Genomic DNA, 16,351 nt, shown 5'->3' with positions numbered 1-16,351 from the left:
GGGAAGGGGCCTGCTCACGTTTCACCCCGGTACGACGCGGGTAGCCGTGGGCAATGACTTCGACTTCAGGCGCAGTCCTGTTCGACATCGACGGCACCCTGGTGGACTCCAACTACGTTCACGTGGACGCGTGGTCCAGAGCGTTCGCCGACGCCGGGGTGACCGTCCCGTCGTGGAGGATCCACCGGTGCATCGGCATGGACGGCGACAAGCTACTCGAATCGCTCGTCGGGTCCTCCGACAGTGCCGCAGCACTCGAAGCGAAGGATTTGCACACCAGCTACTACCAGCAAGCGATCGCGCGGCTGCAAATTCTGCCCGGCGCGCGAGAGTTGCTGCAGCGCATCGACGATGCAGGCCTGACCGTCGTACTGGCCACGTCGGCACCCGAGAACGAACTCGCCCACCTCCGTGACCTCCTCGACGTCGAGGACATCGTGTCCGTCGTGACTTCGTCCGAGGACGCCGACGTGGCCAAGCCGAGCCCCGAGATCGTCGACGTCGCTCTGCAACGCGCAGGCGTCGAAGCCCGCGGAGCGGTCATGATCGGCGACAGCGTGTGGGACATGAAGGCGTCCAGACGCGTCGGAGTGGCAGGAATCGGCGTCCGGTGCGGAGGAGTACCCGACGCCGAATTACGCGCGGCCGGCGCAGAAGCGGTCTACGAGGACCCGGCGGACCTCGTCGAACAACTGACCGACAGCCCCATCGCGAGGTTGACCGCCGTATGAGTCGTCAGGACGGCTACGCAGCAATCGAAGACTACGCAGCGATCGGAGACGGACGGACGGTCGCCCTGATCGCCGACGACGGCCGAATCGACTGGCTTCCCATCCCCAACCTCGACTCGCCGCCCCCGTTCGCCGCCGTCCTGGACGCCGAGCACGGCGGCACCTTCGCGCTCGCCCCCGTCGAACCCTTCTCCGTAGAGCGTGAATTCGTCGAGGGAACCAACGTGCTGACGACGTTGTACACGACCGACACGGGAACTGTCCGCGTCACCGACTCGCTCAACACCGGGGTGGCCGGCAGGCTGCCCTGGGTGGAACTCGGACGTCGCATCGACGGTGTGCAGGGAACCGTCGACATGGCGTGGAAGGTAGCCCCGGGAACCATGCTCGGTATCGCGTCCCCGTGGGCGTACGACACCCAGCACGGCACCGTGCTCCGCGCCGACGGCCTGACGATGGCCGTTCGCACCCTCGAGGCGGACGACGTGACCGTCGGAGACCAGATCATCGACGGCGCGTTCACGACGGCGCCCGGATCACGTCACCTGATCGGGCTGGTCGGCACCGAGAACGAACCGCTGCATCTGCCCGAGCCCATCAAGGTCGACGAAGGTATCGACCGCACCGTCGGCAACTGGAGGATGTGGTCCGACGAATTCCACTACGACGGACCGTGGAAAGAGCACGTGGCTCGCAGCGCCCTGGCTCTGAAACTGTTGCTGCACAGTCCCTCCGGTGCAATAGCCGCAGCCGCGACGACGTCCCTGCCGGAGAACAGGACCGGTGGAAAGAACTGGGACTACCGCTACGCATGGGTCCGCGACACCGCCTACACGATCCGAGCGCTCATCAGGTTCGGTCTACGTGAAGAAGTACACGCCGCAGTGGCCTGGCTGCTGAAGGTCATCCGGCTCAACGATCCTCTCGTCAACGTGTTCTACACGCTCGGCGGCGAACTCCCCGGCGGCACCGAACAACCCGACGTGCCGGGATGGCGCGGCGTCGGACCCGTCGTCAACGGCAACGCCGCCGCAGATCAGTTGCAGCTGGGGATCTTCGGAGACCTGTTCGCGATCGTGCGGTTGTACGTGGACGCAGGCAACGTACTCGACGCCGAAACCGGCAGACTGCTGGCCACCATCGCCGACGAAGCCTGCGACTCCTGGCAGCGCCGCGACGCCGGAATCTGGGAACTCGAGGACGAACAGCACTACACCAGCTCCAAACTGGGCTGCTGGCAAGCGCTCGACTGCGCAGTCCACCTCGCCGAAGAGGGGCAGATCCCCGGCGTCGCCGACAGGTGGCGCGCCGAACGCGGGCGCATCAGGCGCTACGTCGAGGAGGAATGCTGGTCCGAAGAACGACAGGCCTACCTCGCCTACCCGGGAGCAGACGGTCTCGACGCCTCGGTGCTACTGGCCGCGGAGATGGATTTCGATCGGGGAGAACGGCTTTCGTCGACCATCGATGCGTTGGGCCGTGAGCTCGGCGTCGGTCCACATCTCTACCGATACAGCGGCGTCGACAAGGAGGAGGCCACATTCGTCGCGTGCGGCTTCTGGCGCGTCTCGGCGCTCGCCTGTGTCGGACGCGACGCCGAAGCATCCGAACTGATGGACCAACTCGTCGAGACGTCCAACGACGTCGGTCTCTACAGCGAGATGATCGATGCTTCGGACGGGTCGTTTCTGGGTAACTTCCCGCAGGGCTTGAGCCACCTGGCCCTGGTGAACGCAGCGCTGACGATTGCGCATTCGCACGACGCAACGAACTGACTCGTAGGAACGAGGACGCACACATGGATCTGGGAATCGAAGGCCGCGTTGCGGTCGTGACAGGGGCGGACTCCGGCATCGGTTGGCACACAGCTCGATTGCTTCTCCAAGAAGGAGTCACGGTCGTGGTCACCGACCGGGACGAAGAGACGCTGACGAAAGCAGCAGCCGAACTCGACGCCGCCCCGGACAAATTGTTCGCCTTCGCCGCCGACGTGACCGACGCCGACAGTGTCGCCGAACTCGCCCGGAAGACAGCAGCGGCGGTCGGCGACATCGACATACTCGTTCAATCCGCGGGAGTGACCGGCGCGCAAGGACTCTTCCACGAAATCGACGACGAAGGATGGGCCAGCACCGTCGAAACCGACCTGCTCGGGCCGGTGCGGGTGGTCCGAGCCTTCCTGCCCGCACTGCGGCGCGGTGGGTGGGGACGCATCGTTCTGCTCGCATCCGAGGACGCCGAGCAGCCCTACATCGACGAACTGCCGTACTGCGCATCGAAGGCAGGAATCCTGTCGCTGACCAAAGGACTGTCCAAAACCTATGCATCCGAAGGTGTTTTGGTCAATGCGGTCTCGCCCGCCTTCATCCACACCCCGATGACGGACAAGATGATGGACAAACGTGCCGACGAACGCGGCACCGACCGCGACGAAGCAATCGAGACCTTCCTCGACGAAGAACGACCCTTCATGGAACTGAAACGACGCGGCGAACCCGACGAGGTCGCATCCGTCGTCGTGTTCCTCTGCTCGGAACGCGCATCCTTCGTCAACGGCACCAACTACCGCGTGGACTCCGGGTCCGTCGCAACCATCTAGAGGAGGCACCATGACCAACTTCGGCTACACCCTCATGACCGAACAGAGCGGCCCCAAAGAGCTCGTGAAGTACGCCGTCGGCGCCGAGAACGTCGGCTTCGACTTCGAGGTGGCAAGCGACCACTACTCACCATGGCTGTCCTCCATGGGCCACGCACCGTACGCCTGGACCACGCTGGGAGCCGTCGCACAGGCCACCGAACGCGTCGAGCTCATGACCTACGTGACGTGCCCCATCATCCGGTACCACCCCGCCGTCGTCGCACAGAAAGCAGCAACCCTCCAGATCCTCGCCGACGGACGCTTCACCCTCGGCCTCGGCAGCGGCGAAAACCTCAACGAACACGTCGTCGGCGAAGGCTGGCCGTCCATCGACAAGCGCCAGGACATGTTCGCCGAAGCACTCGACATCATCGGCAAACTCCACGCAGGCGGCTTGGTGACCTACGAAGGCAAGCACTTCCGCGTCGACTCCGCACGCATCTGGGACCTACCCGAAGGCGGCGTGCCCATCGGCGTCGCCGTGTCCGGTGAAAAATCCATCGCCCGATTCGCGCCCTACGCCGACCACCTCATCGCCGTCGAGCCCAACGCAGACCTCGTGAAAGGCTGGGTCGACCACCACGACGGACCATCACGCACCATCGGCCAGATCCCCATCTCCTGGGACCCGGACAAGGACGCCGCCATCGACCGCGCCCACGACCGATTCCGCTGGTTCGCCGGAGGCTGGGCCGTCAACGCAGACCTCCCCACCACCGCAGGCTTCGCAGGCGCAACACAATTCGTCCGCAAAGAAGACGTAGCCGACACCATCCCCTGCGGCCCCGACCTCGACGCCATCGTCGACGCCGTCAAGCCCTACTGGGAAGCCGGCTTCACCGACATCGCCCTCGTCCAGGTCGGCGACGAAACCCAGGAACGCTTCCTCGCCGAAGCCGCAGGCCCGTTGCTGGAGAAACTGCGCGCCGCATCGAGCTAGGTTCACCCGGTTCCGGACCGAACGTGCCGTTCGGTCACTTCAAGTGACCGAACGGCACATTCGGTCTCGAAACGGAAGTACGCAGACAACAAAAAGACCCTGATTCGTGAACCGAATCAGGGTCTTTGCTGTCGGGGTGGCGGGATTCGAACCCACGACCTCTTCGTCCCGAACGAAGCGCGCTACCAAGCTGCGCCACACCCCGTGTACCGCACGCAGAAGTCTAGCTTACGACTGCCTCGGAACGCGAAACGCCCTCGTCGGACCCCTCTTTTGGGCCCTTTCGGGGTGCTGGAGTGAGTGTCAGCAGTGTCGCTTCGGGGCGGCAGCAGAAACGTGCAGGCGCGTACGGCGACGTACCGATTCCGGCCGAGACGTGCAGCTGCGTGTGCGCGCCCCACTTCGACGGGCCCTTCACACGTGACCGATCGATCTCGCAGTTGGTGACCAGAGCGCCGTAGAACGGAAGGCACAGCTGACCGCCGTGGGTGTGTCCAGCGAGAACGAGGTCGTAGCCGTCCTCGGCGAACTTGTCGAGAACCCGCGGTTCGGGGGAGTGCGTGATACCGAGCCGCAGGTCCGCCAGTGGATTGGGTTGGCCGGCGATGGTCTCGTAGCGATCGCGCTTCAAATGAGGATCGTCGACGCCCGCGGACGCGATGCGCACGCCCGCGATCTCGAGTTCGCGACGGACGTGGGTGACGTCGTGCCAGCCACGCTCGGAGAACGCTGCTCGGAGGTCGCGCCAGGGGAGTGATTCACCCAGAACGCGCTTGTGGTTCTTCTTGAAGTACTTCAGCGGGTTCTTCGGCTTGGGCGCGAAGTAGTCGTTGCTGCCGAACACGAACAGGCCAGGCCTGGACAGGAGCGGGCCGAGAGCCTGGACGACGGCGGGGACGGACTTCGGATGCGACAGGTTGTCGCCGGTGTTGACGACCAGGTCGGGTTCGAGCCGGTCGAGCTCCCGCAGCCAGTTCTGCTTGAGCCGCTGATTCGGCATCATGTGCAGATCGCTGATGTGCAGGACACGCAGCGATGCCGATCCCGGCTCGAGGACAGCCATCGTGGCTTCGCGGAGAGCGAAGGCGTTGCGCTCGATGAGCGTCGCGTACCCGAGGCCGAGCGCTGCAGCACCGGCCGTGGCCAGGGCTGCCGTCTGCAACGGCGCCTGCTCCGCGTTGGCACGGGCGCGTGTCGCGGCGGCACGGAGAGCGTCGGATGCGAGCTGCGACTGCGGGGCGAACGGGAGGGTCCAAGCATTGTTTTTCACGGACACGTTTCCCACGATACGTCAGTACAGGTAATCGACGTGCGGATGCGGACGGCGCCCGCGTAGCGTTCTGGTACATGTCCGAACTGAAATCCCAGCTCCGAGCCGACCTGACCACATCCATGAAGGCCAAGGACAAGCTCCGCACGGCCACGATCCGTATGCTTCTCGCCGCGATCCAGACCGAGGAGGTCTCCGGCAAGGAAGCGCACGATCTGACCGACGAGCAGGTACTGAAAGTCCTTGCCAAGGAGTCGAAGAAGCGCGGCGAATCCGCCGAGATCTACACCGAGAACGGCCGCGGAGAGCTCGCAGCGAACGAGCGCGCCGAAGCGCAGATCATCGACGAATACCTGCCGACGCCGCTCACGGACGCCGAATTGGCCGATGTCGCCGACACCGCCATCGCCCAGGTGGCCGAGGAAATCGGCGAACGGCCTGGGATGAAGCAGATGGGCCAGGTCATGAAGGTCGCCTCCGCACTGGCTGCGGGTAAGGCCGACGGATCGCGCGTGTCGAAGGCCGTCAAAGACCGCCTCTGACACTGCTGCCCTATGTGAGTGGAAATGCAGGCCCTGGCCTACATTTCCACTCACATGCGGCGGAGCCGCTTATCGCGGTGCGGTGATGCCCGGGATGGCGGGAATCTGCAGCCCCGGCGGAATGGCCGGTAGTTCGATGCCCGGCGGAAGTTCCGGCAGAGCCGGAGCAGGCGGGGCCTCCCGCACCGATCCGTCGCTGACGTAGATCGTGATGGTCGATCCCGGGATTGCCGAACCCGACGGGGACACACCCGTCACCGTGCCGCGGGACGCCGAGTTGGCTGTCGTCGCGACCGTCACCTGGAAGCCTGCGCCCTGGAGCGTCGAGGTTGCCGAGCTCTGGCTCTGACCGGTCACGTCGGGAACCTGACCGTTGGCCGACCCACGCACGTACTTCTGGTCGACGGGTGGCAGCTCGACGGGGCCGAAGTTGTTCGCAACGGGGTCGATGGCGTCGTACCAGGTGCGCGCAGGTTCGTTACCGCCGTACAGGTTGCCGGACCCGCACGGACGAAGTGGGAACGAGCAGATCTCACCGGGGGTCGGCGAGTCGCCGTAGGTGTACACGGCTGCGGCGTAGCGGTTGGTGAAGCCGAGGAAGCCCGACGACATGTGAGACTCCGTCGTACCGGTCTTGCCGGACATCGGGAGCGTCCAGCCGACGGATCCCGCAGCCGACGCCGATGTGCCGCCTGCCTGGTCGTCCTTGCTCATCGCGTTCGCGAGAGTGTTCGCCAGACCGGGCTCGACGACCTGCTCGCAGGCCTGCTGAGTCACGGGGACCGGCTTGCCTTCGCGGTCGAACACCGAGTCGATCGGAGTGGGCGGGCACCACTTGCCGCCCGACGCCAACGTCGCGGCCACGTTGGACAGCTCCAGTGGGTTCACCCAGGTGGGTCCGAGTGTGTAGGAACCGAGGTTCTGGTTCTTCTGGAAGTCGGCCATGCTCTGTTCGTCGAAGCCCGAGGTGTTCGGGTCCGCGTAGGACCGCAGGCCGAGACGAACGGACATGTCGACGACGGGTGCGACTCCGACGGATTCGATCAGCTTCACGAACGCCGTGTTGGGCGACTGGGCGAGCGCATCGGTGATGGAGAGCGACGCCGGGTAGTTGCCTGCGTTCTCGACGCAGTACGTGTTGGCCGGGCAGCCACGAGCACCGCCGTCGCCCAGGCCCTTGACTTCGGCTCGGCGGGGTACCTGCAGGGTGGCGCTGGTTCCGAGTCCTCGTTCCATCGCTGCGGCGGTGGTGAAGACCTTGAAGATCGACCCGGCGCCGTGCCCGACGAGTGAGTAGGGCTGCGGCTGAACCGTTTCGTCGGTGTCGGCGTCGAGACCGTACGTGCGGCTGCTTCCCATCGCCAGGATGCGGTGCGAGTCCTGGCCGGGTGCGATGACGTTCATGACCGTGGCGACGCCGTCGAGCGTCGGGCTCGAGTTCGACGACAGCGATGCCTTGGTGGAGTTCTGCACAGCCGGATCGAGCGTGGTGCGGATGAGGTAGCCGCCCTTGTCGATCTGTTCGCGGCTGATACCGGCGTTCGCGAGGTACTGCAATGCGTAGTCGCAGAAGAATCCGCGGTCACCGGCGGCGATGCATCCTCGCGGAAGAGTCTGCGGCACCGGGAGAACGCCGAGAGGTTCGGTTTTGGCCTGGCGGAACTCGTCGGCCCGGTCCGGGATGTTCTGGATCATCGTGTCCAGCACGATGTTGCGGCGTTCGGTGACGCCCTGCTCGTTGGTGTACGGGTTGAGCGCCGAGCTGGACTGCACCATGCCCGCGAGCATCGCGGACTGCTTCGCGTCGAGCTGGCTGGCGTCGATACCGAAATAGGTCTGCGCGGCGTCCTGGATGCCGAACGACGAGTTTCCGAACGGCACCAGGTTGAGGTAGCGGGTGAGGATCTCGTCCTTCGTGAGTTCCTTGTCCAGCGTCAACGCCATGCGGATCTCGCGGATCTTACGAGCGGGCGTCGTCTCGATCGCGGCGCGGCGCTCGGCGTCGGTCTTGGCGACGACGAGAAGCTGGTAGTTCTTCACGTACTGCTGATCCAACGTCGACGCGCCCTGTTCGACCTGGCCGCTCGTGGTGTTGGTGAGGAACGCGCGCAACGTGCCCTGCCAGTCGACGCCCTGGTGCTCGGCGAACCGCTTGTCCTCGATGGAGACGATGGCGAGCTTCATCTCGTTGGAGATCTTGTCGCTCGGTACCTCGAAGCGTCGCTGCTCGTACAGCCACGCGATCGGGTTACCTGCGGCGTCGACCATCGTGGACACCGCCGGGACCGCGCCTTCGACCAATTCGGCGGACACGTTGTCCACCGTGTCCGCAGCCCGATTCGACGCATAGCCGAACCCGCCTGCCAACGGGAACATGACTCCGGCCAACAGCGCACCCGCGAGTGCGGAACATCCGGCGAGCTTCGCCACGGTTTTTCCAACTGACACGAGCACAGCGTACGTGGACTACTGCAGCTGGCCCAGAAACGCAGATGATCCCGCCGCTTCCGGGGTGCGCTGTCGAGTCGTTACGGAGCGCGTCTGCTTGTAATGGATCACAGGTCGAGCGAGGAACCGCAGGTCGGGACGGTCGTACCAGAAAGTTGCCTCTCTCGTCTTGCGTTCGTCGCCGGATTTACCTAAATTATGAGCACGGTGTGATTCACATAACACTTGTATATGAATGTGGGGCAGCTCCTAGACCGATGTGCTTCGAGCAGTGGAGATCGAGGTCGAAGCAGCGCCGCAGGGGCTTCTGGAACGTTCAGCAAGGACGTTCGAACTGCAAAGGGGATCCGCAATGCACACGACAGCAGCACCGACGCGGCTAGATGTGGAAGAAGCAGAAGCACGCATTGCGTGGGTAGCGCAGGCGCGGTGCAAGGGCACCGATCCTGACCAGCTGTTCGTACGGGGAGCAGCGCAGCGCAAAGCCGCGACCATCTGCCGGCACTGCCCGGTGTTGATGCAGTGCGGTGCCGACGCGCTCGACAACCGCGTGGAATTCGGTGTCTGGGGTGGCATGACCGAACGTCAGCGTCGTGCATTGCTCAAGCAGCACCCCGAGGTCGACTCCTGGTCGGACTTCTTCGAGACGCAGCGCCAGCAGCAGGCCGCGATCTGAACGGACCTACGCGGACCTGGTGAGTTGATCCGCCACCGCGCGGAGCGCATGCAGGTCCGACACCTCGAACGGGAGGGACGGCACGCCGACGATCGGGACCCGTGGGTGTGCCGAGGTGAACCGTCGGAGCAGGCGCAGTTCGCGAGCGGCCGTCACAGCCCGGGCGGCGTGAATGCGCAGCACCGCGGCGGCGAGCTTCCCGTCGTCCGAGCCCTCCAACTGATCGGCAGCCGTGACGGCGTGATCGGCAGGCAGCGACAACAGCGTCGGGTGCGTCCGGTTCAGGATCAGGCCGGCCAGCGGCATTCCCTCACCGCTCAATCGATCCACGAAGTACGCAGCCTCGCGTAACGCATCCGGCTCGGCCGCCGCGACGACGACGAAGCTGGTGCCGCTCTCGCGAAGCAACTGGTAAGTGCGCGTCGCGCGCTCGCGGAAGCCCCCGAACATCGAGTCGAGCGACTGCACGAACGCCGACGCATCGGTGAGCATCTGACTACCGATCACCGTCGACACGCCGCGCAGGGCCAGGCTCATCGCGCTGGTCACCATCCGCGTCAGGCCGCGTCCCGGCGCCATCAACAACCTGATGAACCGTCCGTCGAGGAACGAGCCGAGACGCTGCGGCGCATCGAGAAAATCCAGAGCATTGCGCGACGGTGGGGTGTCCACGACGATCAGATCCCACGTCGAGTCGGACGCGAGCTGGCCGAGTTTCTCCATCGCCATGTACTCCTGCGTTCCGGAGAACGACGAGGCCACCGTTTGATAGAACGGGTTGGCCAGCACCTGCTCGGCTTTCTCCGGCGTCGAGTGCTCGATCACCATCTCGTCGAACGTCCGACGCATGTTCAACATCATGGCGTGCAGTTCGCCCGTCGCCCCGGCAGGCAGTTTCACCGGCTGTGGCGAGTTGTCGAGCTCGTCGACCCCGAGTGCTTGGGCCAGACGCCGCGCTGGATCGATCGTCAACACCACGACCTTGCGGCCCTGCTCCGCCGCTCGAAGCGCCATCGACGCCGCTGTCGTCGTCTTCCCGACGCCACCTGCCCCGCACACCACGACGATGCGGGAGTTGGCACCCCGAAGAATCTTCTCGACGTCGAGTACGGGCGCTGCAGCCTTGCTCATTTCACACCCTGCTCTCTGAGTTCTGCCGCCAGTTCGTACAACCCGCCCAGGTCGACGCCGTCCGCCAGCATCGGCAGGCGCAGTCTCGCGGAATCCAACTCGTCGAGCTGACGGCCACTGTCCACCTGAGCTGCCAGCGTCGACGCGTGCTCGATCGTTTCCGTCAGCAAGCCTGCGAAATCGTCGTCGGACAGGGAAATTCCTGTCTTCTCCAGCCCGGTTCTGAGTGCGGCGACGTCGACGGTTCCGTGTGCCGCGTCGTCGAGCGACTCCTCCGGCAGGTACGTCGGCTCGGTGCGGTTGACGATGACGGTGCCCAACTGCAGATCGGCTGCCTCCAGCTCCGTCACGGCATCCGCCGTCTCCTGCACCGGCAACGCCTCGAGCAACGTCACGAGATGTACGACGGTGTCGGCCGAATGCAGCAACCGGACGACGCCCTCGCTCTGCGAGCGGACCGGGCCGCCCTTGGCCAGGTCGGCCATCGCCTTGGTGACATCGAGGAAGTTGCCGATACGGCCCGTGGGAGGTGAATCGACGACCACCTCGTCGTACACGCGTTTCCCGGCTTTGTCGGTGCGGACGACGCACTCCTTGACCTTGCCGGTCAGCAGGACGTCGCGTAGACCGGGGGCGATGGTGGTCGCGAACTCGATCGCGCCGATCTTGCGCATCGCGCGCCCGGCGAAACCTAGGTTGTAGAACATGTCGAGGTACTCGAGAAACGCAGTTTCGATGTCGATGGCCAGCGCGTAGACCTCACCGCCGCCGTCCGCGGACGCCACCCGCGTCTCGACGGGCGGGAGTGGGGGAACGTCGAACAGCTGGGCTATGCCCTGCCTGCCTTCGACTTCCACCAGCAACACTCGCCGACCGTCGGCCGCGAGTGCCAACGCAAGCGCGGCGGCAACCGTCGACTTACCGGTGCCGCCTTTGCCGGAGACGAAGTGCAACCGCGCAGTGTCGGCCTTCTCCGGCCAACCTTCGAAACTCGATGTGACCACAACACGACCATATAGACGAATCGGATGTCACCTCGGCGGAACCGTGCGGTCCGAGGTCGCGGCGACTATCACGCGTCCTTGATCACGGCGACTACGTCGTCCACGGCCTGCTTCAGAATGTCGACGTAGCGGGCGTGGTCGGGGAAGGTGTCGGGGCACGCAGTCACGCAGATCGTGACCGTGTCGCCCAGGCCGTAGAAGCCGTGGGTGACGGAGCGGGCGGGGCCGAGCATCGGGAAGCCGCCGGAGAAGAGACAGGGCGCCCCGCACAGTTCCAGATCGGTGTCCCCGCGGTCGACACTGACGACCGTCAGGTTGCTCGTCACCGATTCGTGAACGGTGCGCTCACGAGGTGCATGTTTGCGTGCGCGTCTGTCCACAGCGAGAAAGACTGGAGCGGGTACGAGATTCTCGGCTTCGATCCACCGCAGAAGGAGCGGGTCGAGGACGTTCCTGCGTGTCTCGGACAACGACGCCGCGGTTCGTCTTGCGCGCTCGGCGATGTCGGGCACGCCGACGTGAAGGTCGACGTCTCCGTTCACGACGCGGTTCTCGGCGGGCCACGACACGTCCTCGGGAAGTCCCATGGGCACGAGCGCGTTCAGTGTGTCCGGGACTGGATCGCCGATGGTCTCGAGGTAGCGCTCGGTGGCGAGGCCGACGGCGGTCAACGCCGTGGTTGTGACACTGAATCGGGTCCCGGTGATCCGAAGTGGAGCACAAGGGATCACATGGGCGACACGGTTTCCGGTGGGCTCGACGTTGCCCACGATGGACGGTCGAAGGACGTTTCGATCGGTGATGGACCCGCGCGCACGCTCGAAGGTACGGCGTGAGCGGCGCGCGGCAAGACGCGCGGCCACCAGACGAAACGGAAGGGCGGCAACGGCTCCCACCGCCACCGGAACACGCAGGTGAGGCTTGAACAGGCGTGCCTGGGATGGACGAGGGCGTGGCGGCTCCACCGAGAACAGGGCCCGCGCGAGCCGCGTCGCCCCTCGTCCGTCGGTCAGCGCGTGGCTTACCTGAAAGACCACGACCAGTGCGCGCCCCGAGGCGTGCGGTACGTCCTCGACATCTCGTGCCACGTGGACCTGCCAGGCGGCTCGAGTTGCATCGACGGGCGTCTGCACCAGCAGACCGAGTTCGTCGACGACGCCTTCCCATGTGCGAGAATCGAATTGGAGAATCCTCGGAGGTTCGCCGCTTCGGGACCAATACGGGTAATCGAGGTTTCCGGGGATCTCGACGAGACGCTTGTTCAGGTCCGGAATCGATCGGGCACGTACGCCGATGAACTCCGTGATCTCGTCGAACGTCGGGGACGGGAGGTCACCTGTGTCGAAGGTCAGCAGCACGTATTGGTCTCGTGATGTGCTCTTCGAGGCATAGTGAAATGCCGCGTCGAGGATGTCCAGACGGCTCACGGCTTCGACCCTCTCACATGACGCCCGGCCGATACACCGTCGAAGCGTCCGGTCGATCGGACTGCGGCATGACCGCCGACTAGGCTCACCGGCATGAGCGAAAAGACCATCTGGGAGTACTTCACCGCGCCGGTGCTGATTCACGCGACCAAGCAGATTCTGGACAACTACGGTGCCGAGGGCTGGGAACTCGTCACCATCATGTCCGGTCCCAACGGTGGCGACACGTTGGTGGCCTACTTCAAGCGCCCGAAGGCCTAGCGATGGCGTGGAGTGAGCGCTTGGCCGAACTCGGGATCGAGTTACCTCCGGTAGTGCCGCCGCTGGCTGCGTACATTCCCGCCGTGCAGACCGGATCGCTGGTCTACACGTCGGGTCAGCTGCCGTTGGTTTCCGGTGAGCTGACGGCCACCGGGAAGGTCGGCGCGGACGTGTCGCCCGAGGATGCCGCCGACGCTGCGCGTGTCTGCGCACTGAACGCGCTGGCGGCGATCAATTCGCTCGTCGGTGTCGATTCGATCAAGCGCGTCGTGAAGGTCGTCGGATTCGTAGCGTCGGCTCCCGGTTTCACCGGTCAGCCTGCCGTCGTCAACGGGGCGTCGAACGTGATCGGCGAGATCTTCGGTGACGCGGGAAAGCACGCCAGGTCCGCCGTCGGTGTAGCCGAGCTCCCGATCGATGCCCCCGTCGAGGTCGAGCTGATCGTCGAGGTCTGAGCCGTCACACGGCGTCGAGTGCTCGCTGAAGATGGAGCCCGCGGCGAACGGAACAGGGATGCTCGACGCCCCCGGCGATCGACTCGAGGAATTCGTCGAGAAGAACTCGGAAGCAGTCGGTCGCCGGTGTCGAACGGTCCTGCAGTGACAGCACACCGTCGCTGCCGCTGATCTCCACCCGGAAGACCGACGGTTGCACCGGTGTGGCGAGCGACAGGCGCGACGTGCTCAACTTCCCGCCCTCGTGTTCGAGCACCACGGTCCAGGTGTCCGAAGACTCGTCCCGACGGCTCAGCGCCACGCCGGTGATGGGCCCGAGGGTCAGGTCCAGCAGGTCGAAGACGTGCGGCCCGACGTCGAACAGGGCGCCGTCGCGTCGACGCCACGGTGAATTCGAGTACTCGCCTCCGAGCACTGCCCCGGACAGCCAGGTCCCGGATGCCGAACTCCAATCCCGTCCGTCGGCCTCGGCGAGAAACTCACGTGTCTCCGGAGCGAACCGCCTGGTCAACGCCACGATCGAGCCGACGCCTGCGTCGGCGACGGCGTCCGCAAGCCGGGTGGCGTCGTCCAGGTTCGACGCGATGGGTTTGTCGAGCACGACGTGTTTTCCCGCCTCGGCTGCTGCGATGGCCAAGCCGGCCTGCACTTCCGGGGGCACGGCGAACGCGACGGCATCCACGTCGGCCATCAGTGTCTCGACGCTGTCGTAGACCGGGGCGCCCATCCCTGCAGCTGCATCGGGGCGGCGGGCCCACACGCCCACGAAGTCGATAGCGGGGTGCGCGGCAAGGGACGGGGCGTGTGTGGCGCGAGCCCATGGACCCGCGCCGACCAATCCGATTCTCATGCTCTTAAAGTACGACTATGACTCTCGCGCACCCGGCATACGGTCAGCTTCGACAGGTCACACCGACGGCAGCGGTTCTGCTCGCCGACAATCCCGGAAAGATGACACTCGACGGCACCAACACCTGGATTCTGCGCGCACCCGGAAGCGATGACGTGGTCGTCGTCGATCCGGGGCCGAAGGACAAGAAGCATCTCGACGCGGTGGCCGCGTCGGGCACTGTGGTTCTCGTGCTGGTGACGCATCGGCACGGCGATCACACGGGTGGGTTGAAGCGGTTCCACAAGAAGACGGGCGCACCGATCCGCGCGTTCTCCGACGAATTCGTCTACGGCAGCACAGCGTTGGTCGACGGCGAGGTCATCGAGGCGGCCGGGTTGAAGATCACCGTTCTCGCGACTCCCGGCCACACAGCGGATTCGTCGAGCTTCGTACTCGACGACGCGATTCTCACCGGGGACACGATCCTCGGTCGGGGCACGACGGTCCTCGATCCCAAGGACGGGACTCTCGCGGACTACCTGGCGTCGCTGGACCGGCTCGAAGCCGCAGGGGCAGGCAAGATCGCGCTACCCGGGCACGGAGCCGAGGTGGCCGACACAGCGGAGGTTGCGCGAATGTACCGAAAGCACCGGCTGGAACGCCTCGAGCAGATCAAAGCTGCGTTGGCGGTACTCGGCGAGGATGCCAAGCCGATGAAGGTGGTCAAGCACGTCTACGCAGACGTGGACAAGAAGTTGTGGCCAGCTGCGCGCATGTCCGTCAAGGCGCAGCTGACCTACCTTCGAGAGAGCTAGCGAGCTCGGCGAGCCAGACGCTCGGAGTCGGAGATCAGCACGCTCTTGCCCTCGAGCCGCAGCCAACCGCGGTGCGCGAAATCCGCGAGTGCCTTGTTGACGGTCTCACGCGATGCGCCGACGAGCTGAGCGATCTCTTCCTGCGTCAGGTCGTGCGTGACGCGGAGCGAACCGGCTTCCTGGGTGCCGAAGCGCTGCGCCAGCTGGAGAAGCGCTTTGGCGACACGGCCGGGGACGTCGGTGAAGATCAGATCCGCGAGGTTGTTGTTGGTACGACGCAACCGGCGAGCCAGCACGCGCAGAAGCTGCTCGGCGATCTCGGGGCGCTGGTCGATCCAAGCCTTCAGAGCGTCGCGGTCCATGCTGACCGCGCGGACCTCGGTGACCGTCGTCGCGGTGGACGTGCGGGGACCCGGATCGAAGATGGACAGCTCACCGAACATGTCCGACGGACCCATGATGGTCAGCAGGTTCTCGCGGCCATCGGGAGAACGGCGTCCGAGCTTGATCTTGCCGGAGACGATGATGTACAGCCGGTCACCGGGCTCGCCCTCGTTGAAGACCACATGTCCACGAGGAAAATCGACCGGCTGCAGCTGCTTCGTCAGCGCTGCTACCGCAGAGGGTTCGACTCCTTGGAAGATGCCGGCCCGTGCCAGGACGTCGTCCACTTGCGCTCCTTTTGGGATGTCGCCGGCGTGGTCACCCGCGTCGACGAAAGGCGTTTCTCGCTTACGTGCTCCCGGCGAGCCTGAGGCTCGACGAGCTCACGTCAGTAATCAAACATGACAATTATCTCGGTGAAGTCTACTTCGCCGAGATGGATAACGAGTGATCGGCACCACCGACGTGCCGTGAAGGTTGTGAACTAAACGAATTGTTCAGCCGCTGTTCATCGGAAATGCGACATTTCGGGCTCAGCTTGCGCGCTGATCCGCGAGTTCCTCGGAAGCCGGGGTACGACGCTTGCGGCTGTTGAAGCGAGCGAGAGCGTGCGGCATGCCCTCGTTCGCGAGGGTCGCGACCTCGGAGGTGCTGGCCTGATCGAGGAACTCCTGCACTTCTTGTTCGCGGACACCGAGCTTGCTCAAGCGGAACTCCACGCGCTCCATGGCGAGGGCGAACAACATCAGGAGCACAGGGAAGAGCACTACGGCGAGTCCTTGCATACCGAGCAG

General features: G+C 65.0%; 17 protein-coding genes and 1 tRNA gene. 9 read left to right on the top strand and 9 right to left on the bottom strand.

Features of this window, described 5'->3' with window-relative positions:
• Positions 1-53 precede the first annotated feature (53 nt).
• From H292_RS0107520 to H292_RS0107505, 4 genes are read left to right on the top strand one after another with little or no spacing between them, the layout of a single operon-like run.
• Positions 54-731, top strand: coding sequence for an HAD family hydrolase (locus H292_RS0107520; protein ID WP_019662932.1), 678 nt, complete (start codon positions 54-56; stop codon positions 729-731).
• Positions 728-2,506: a glycoside hydrolase family 15 protein gene (locus tag H292_RS0107515; protein ID WP_020110988.1), complete on the top strand. Its 1,779-nt coding sequence runs from the start codon at positions 728-730 to the stop codon at positions 2,504-2,506. The genes H292_RS0107520 and H292_RS0107515 overlap by 4 nt, the downstream gene beginning before the upstream one ends.
• Before the next feature lie 23 nt (positions 2,507-2,529).
• Complete coding sequence (locus tag H292_RS0107510) at positions 2,530-3,330, top strand: SDR family NAD(P)-dependent oxidoreductase (protein ID WP_020110987.1); 801 nt, start codon at positions 2,530-2,532, stop codon at positions 3,328-3,330.
• Between the two features lie 10 nt (positions 3,331-3,340).
• A complete protein-coding gene (locus H292_RS0107505) occupies positions 3,341-4,312 on the top strand; it encodes an LLM class F420-dependent oxidoreductase (RefSeq protein WP_019662935.1) in 972 nt (323 codons plus the stop codon).
• A gap of 131 nt (positions 4,313-4,443) precedes the next feature.
• Here H292_RS0107505 and H292_RS0107500 read toward each other — a convergent pair.
• Positions 4,444-4,517, bottom strand: a tRNA-Pro gene (locus H292_RS0107500).
• Between the two features lie 18 nt (positions 4,518-4,535).
• A complete protein-coding gene (locus H292_RS0107495) occupies positions 4,536-5,474 on the bottom strand; it encodes a metallophosphoesterase (protein WP_170947552.1) in 939 nt (312 codons plus the stop codon).
• A 185-nt stretch (positions 5,475-5,659) separates the two neighbouring features.
• Here H292_RS0107495 and H292_RS0107490 point away from each other — a divergent pair, with 185 nt between their 5' ends.
• Entirely contained in the window at positions 5,660-6,124 is a 465-nt protein-coding gene (locus tag H292_RS0107490) for a GatB/YqeY domain-containing protein (protein WP_019662937.1), read from the top strand.
• 69 nt (positions 6,125-6,193) lie between these two features.
• On the opposite strand, the gene H292_RS0107485 is transcribed toward H292_RS0107490, so the two are convergent.
• Positions 6,194-8,554, bottom strand: coding sequence for a penicillin-binding protein (locus H292_RS0107485; protein ID WP_020110986.1), 2,361 nt, complete (start codon positions 8,552-8,554; stop codon positions 6,194-6,196).
• A gap of 370 nt (positions 8,555-8,924) precedes the next feature.
• Between H292_RS0107485 and H292_RS0107480 the strand changes: the two genes are divergently transcribed.
• Positions 8,925-9,248: a WhiB family transcriptional regulator gene (locus H292_RS0107480; RefSeq protein ID WP_026347399.1), complete on the top strand. Its 324-nt coding sequence runs from the start codon at positions 8,925-8,927 to the stop codon at positions 9,246-9,248.
• Between the two features lie 6 nt (positions 9,249-9,254).
• Here the strand turns inward: H292_RS0107480 and H292_RS0107475 are convergent, their stop codons facing one another.
• From H292_RS0107475 to H292_RS0107465, 3 genes are all read right to left on the bottom strand, one after another.
• Positions 9,255-10,379, bottom strand: a complete 1,125-nt coding sequence (locus H292_RS0107475) for an ArsA family ATPase (RefSeq protein WP_020110985.1) — start codon at positions 10,377-10,379, stop codon at positions 9,255-9,257.
• Positions 10,376-11,383 (bottom strand): ArsA family ATPase, encoded by a 1,008-nt coding sequence (locus H292_RS0107470; protein WP_019662941.1) that lies wholly within the window; start codon positions 11,381-11,383, stop codon positions 10,376-10,378. Before H292_RS0107470 ends, H292_RS0107475 begins: the two co-directional genes overlap by 4 nt.
• Before the next feature lie 68 nt (positions 11,384-11,451).
• Positions 11,452-12,810: a wax ester/triacylglycerol synthase domain-containing protein gene (locus tag H292_RS0107465; protein WP_020110984.1), complete on the bottom strand. Its 1,359-nt coding sequence runs from the start codon at positions 12,808-12,810 to the stop codon at positions 11,452-11,454.
• Positions 12,811-12,903: 93 nt separating this feature from the next.
• On the opposite strand from H292_RS0107465, the gene H292_RS28090 reads away from it, so the two are divergent.
• Positions 12,904-13,071: a DUF4177 domain-containing protein gene (locus tag H292_RS28090; RefSeq protein WP_019662943.1), complete on the top strand. Its 168-nt coding sequence runs from the start codon at positions 12,904-12,906 to the stop codon at positions 13,069-13,071.
• A gap of 2 nt (positions 13,072-13,073) precedes the next feature.
• Entirely contained in the window at positions 13,074-13,526 is a 453-nt protein-coding gene (locus tag H292_RS0107455) for a RidA family protein (RefSeq protein WP_027498673.1), read from the top strand.
• Between the two features lie 4 nt (positions 13,527-13,530).
• Here H292_RS0107455 and H292_RS0107450 read toward each other — a convergent pair whose 3' ends face one another.
• Positions 13,531-14,376, bottom strand: coding sequence for a Gfo/Idh/MocA family protein (locus H292_RS0107450; protein ID WP_027498672.1), 846 nt, complete (start codon positions 14,374-14,376; stop codon positions 13,531-13,533).
• Between the two features lie 17 nt (positions 14,377-14,393).
• Here H292_RS0107450 and H292_RS0107445 point away from each other — a divergent pair, with 17 nt between their 5' ends.
• The gene (locus H292_RS0107445) at positions 14,394-15,173 is read left to right on the top strand and encodes an MBL fold metallo-hydrolase (RefSeq protein ID WP_019662946.1); all 780 of its coding nucleotides are present in this window, start codon (positions 14,394-14,396) and stop codon (positions 15,171-15,173) included.
• Here H292_RS0107445 and H292_RS0107440 read toward each other — a convergent pair.
• Both H292_RS0107440 and H292_RS0107430 read right to left on the bottom strand, forming a co-directional pair.
• The gene (locus H292_RS0107440) at positions 15,170-15,844 is read right to left on the bottom strand and encodes a Crp/Fnr family transcriptional regulator (protein ID WP_019662947.1); all 675 of its coding nucleotides are present in this window, start codon (positions 15,842-15,844) and stop codon (positions 15,170-15,172) included. The two genes, H292_RS0107445 and H292_RS0107440, sit on opposite strands and share 4 nt — an antisense overlap.
• 246 nt (positions 15,845-16,090) lie before the next feature.
• On the bottom strand, positions 16,091-16,342 hold the full coding sequence (locus H292_RS0107430; protein ID WP_019662949.1) for a hypothetical protein: 252 nt from the start codon (positions 16,340-16,342) through the stop codon (positions 16,091-16,093).
• Positions 16,343-16,351: the final 9 nt, after the last annotated feature.

Source organism: Rhodococcus sp. 114MFTsu3.1 (assembly GCF_000383555.1).
Classification (GTDB): domain Bacteria; phylum Actinomycetota; class Actinomycetes; order Mycobacteriales; family Mycobacteriaceae; genus Rhodococcoides; species Rhodococcoides fascians_E.
This window is presented reverse-complemented; position numbering and strand designations above follow the sequence as displayed.

Excerpts from the sequence above, each read along its gene's own strand:
- H292_RS0107510 (WP_020110987.1), top strand. The coding sequence starts at position 2,530 with ATGGATCTGGGAATCGAAGGCCGCGTTGCGGTCGTGACAGGGGCGGAC.
- H292_RS28090 (WP_019662943.1), top strand. The coding sequence starts at position 12,904 with ATGAGCGAAAAGACCATCTGGGAGTACTTCACCGCGCCGGTGCTGATT.
- H292_RS0107520 (WP_019662932.1), top strand. The coding sequence starts at position 54 with ATGACTTCGACTTCAGGCGCAGTCCTGTTCGACATCGACGGCACCCTG.
- H292_RS0107450 (WP_027498672.1), bottom strand. The coding sequence starts at position 14,376 with ATGAGAATCGGATTGGTCGGCGCGGGTCCATGGGCTCGCGCCACACAC.
- H292_RS0107430 (WP_019662949.1), bottom strand. The coding sequence starts at position 16,342 with ATGCAAGGACTCGCCGTAGTGCTCTTCCCTGTGCTCCTGATGTTGTTC.
- H292_RS0107445 (WP_019662946.1), top strand. The coding sequence starts at position 14,394 with ATGACTCTCGCGCACCCGGCATACGGTCAGCTTCGACAGGTCACACCG.
- H292_RS0107455 (WP_027498673.1), top strand. The coding sequence starts at position 13,074 with ATGGCGTGGAGTGAGCGCTTGGCCGAACTCGGGATCGAGTTACCTCCG.
- H292_RS0107480 (WP_026347399.1), top strand. The coding sequence starts at position 8,925 with ATGCACACGACAGCAGCACCGACGCGGCTAGATGTGGAAGAAGCAGAA.
- H292_RS0107515 (WP_020110988.1), top strand. The coding sequence starts at position 728 with ATGAGTCGTCAGGACGGCTACGCAGCAATCGAAGACTACGCAGCGATC.
- H292_RS0107505 (WP_019662935.1), top strand. The coding sequence starts at position 3,341 with ATGACCAACTTCGGCTACACCCTCATGACCGAACAGAGCGGCCCCAAA.
- H292_RS0107475 (WP_020110985.1), bottom strand. The coding sequence starts at position 10,379 with ATGAGCAAGGCTGCAGCGCCCGTACTCGACGTCGAGAAGATTCTTCGG.
- H292_RS0107490 (WP_019662937.1), top strand. The coding sequence starts at position 5,660 with ATGTCCGAACTGAAATCCCAGCTCCGAGCCGACCTGACCACATCCATG.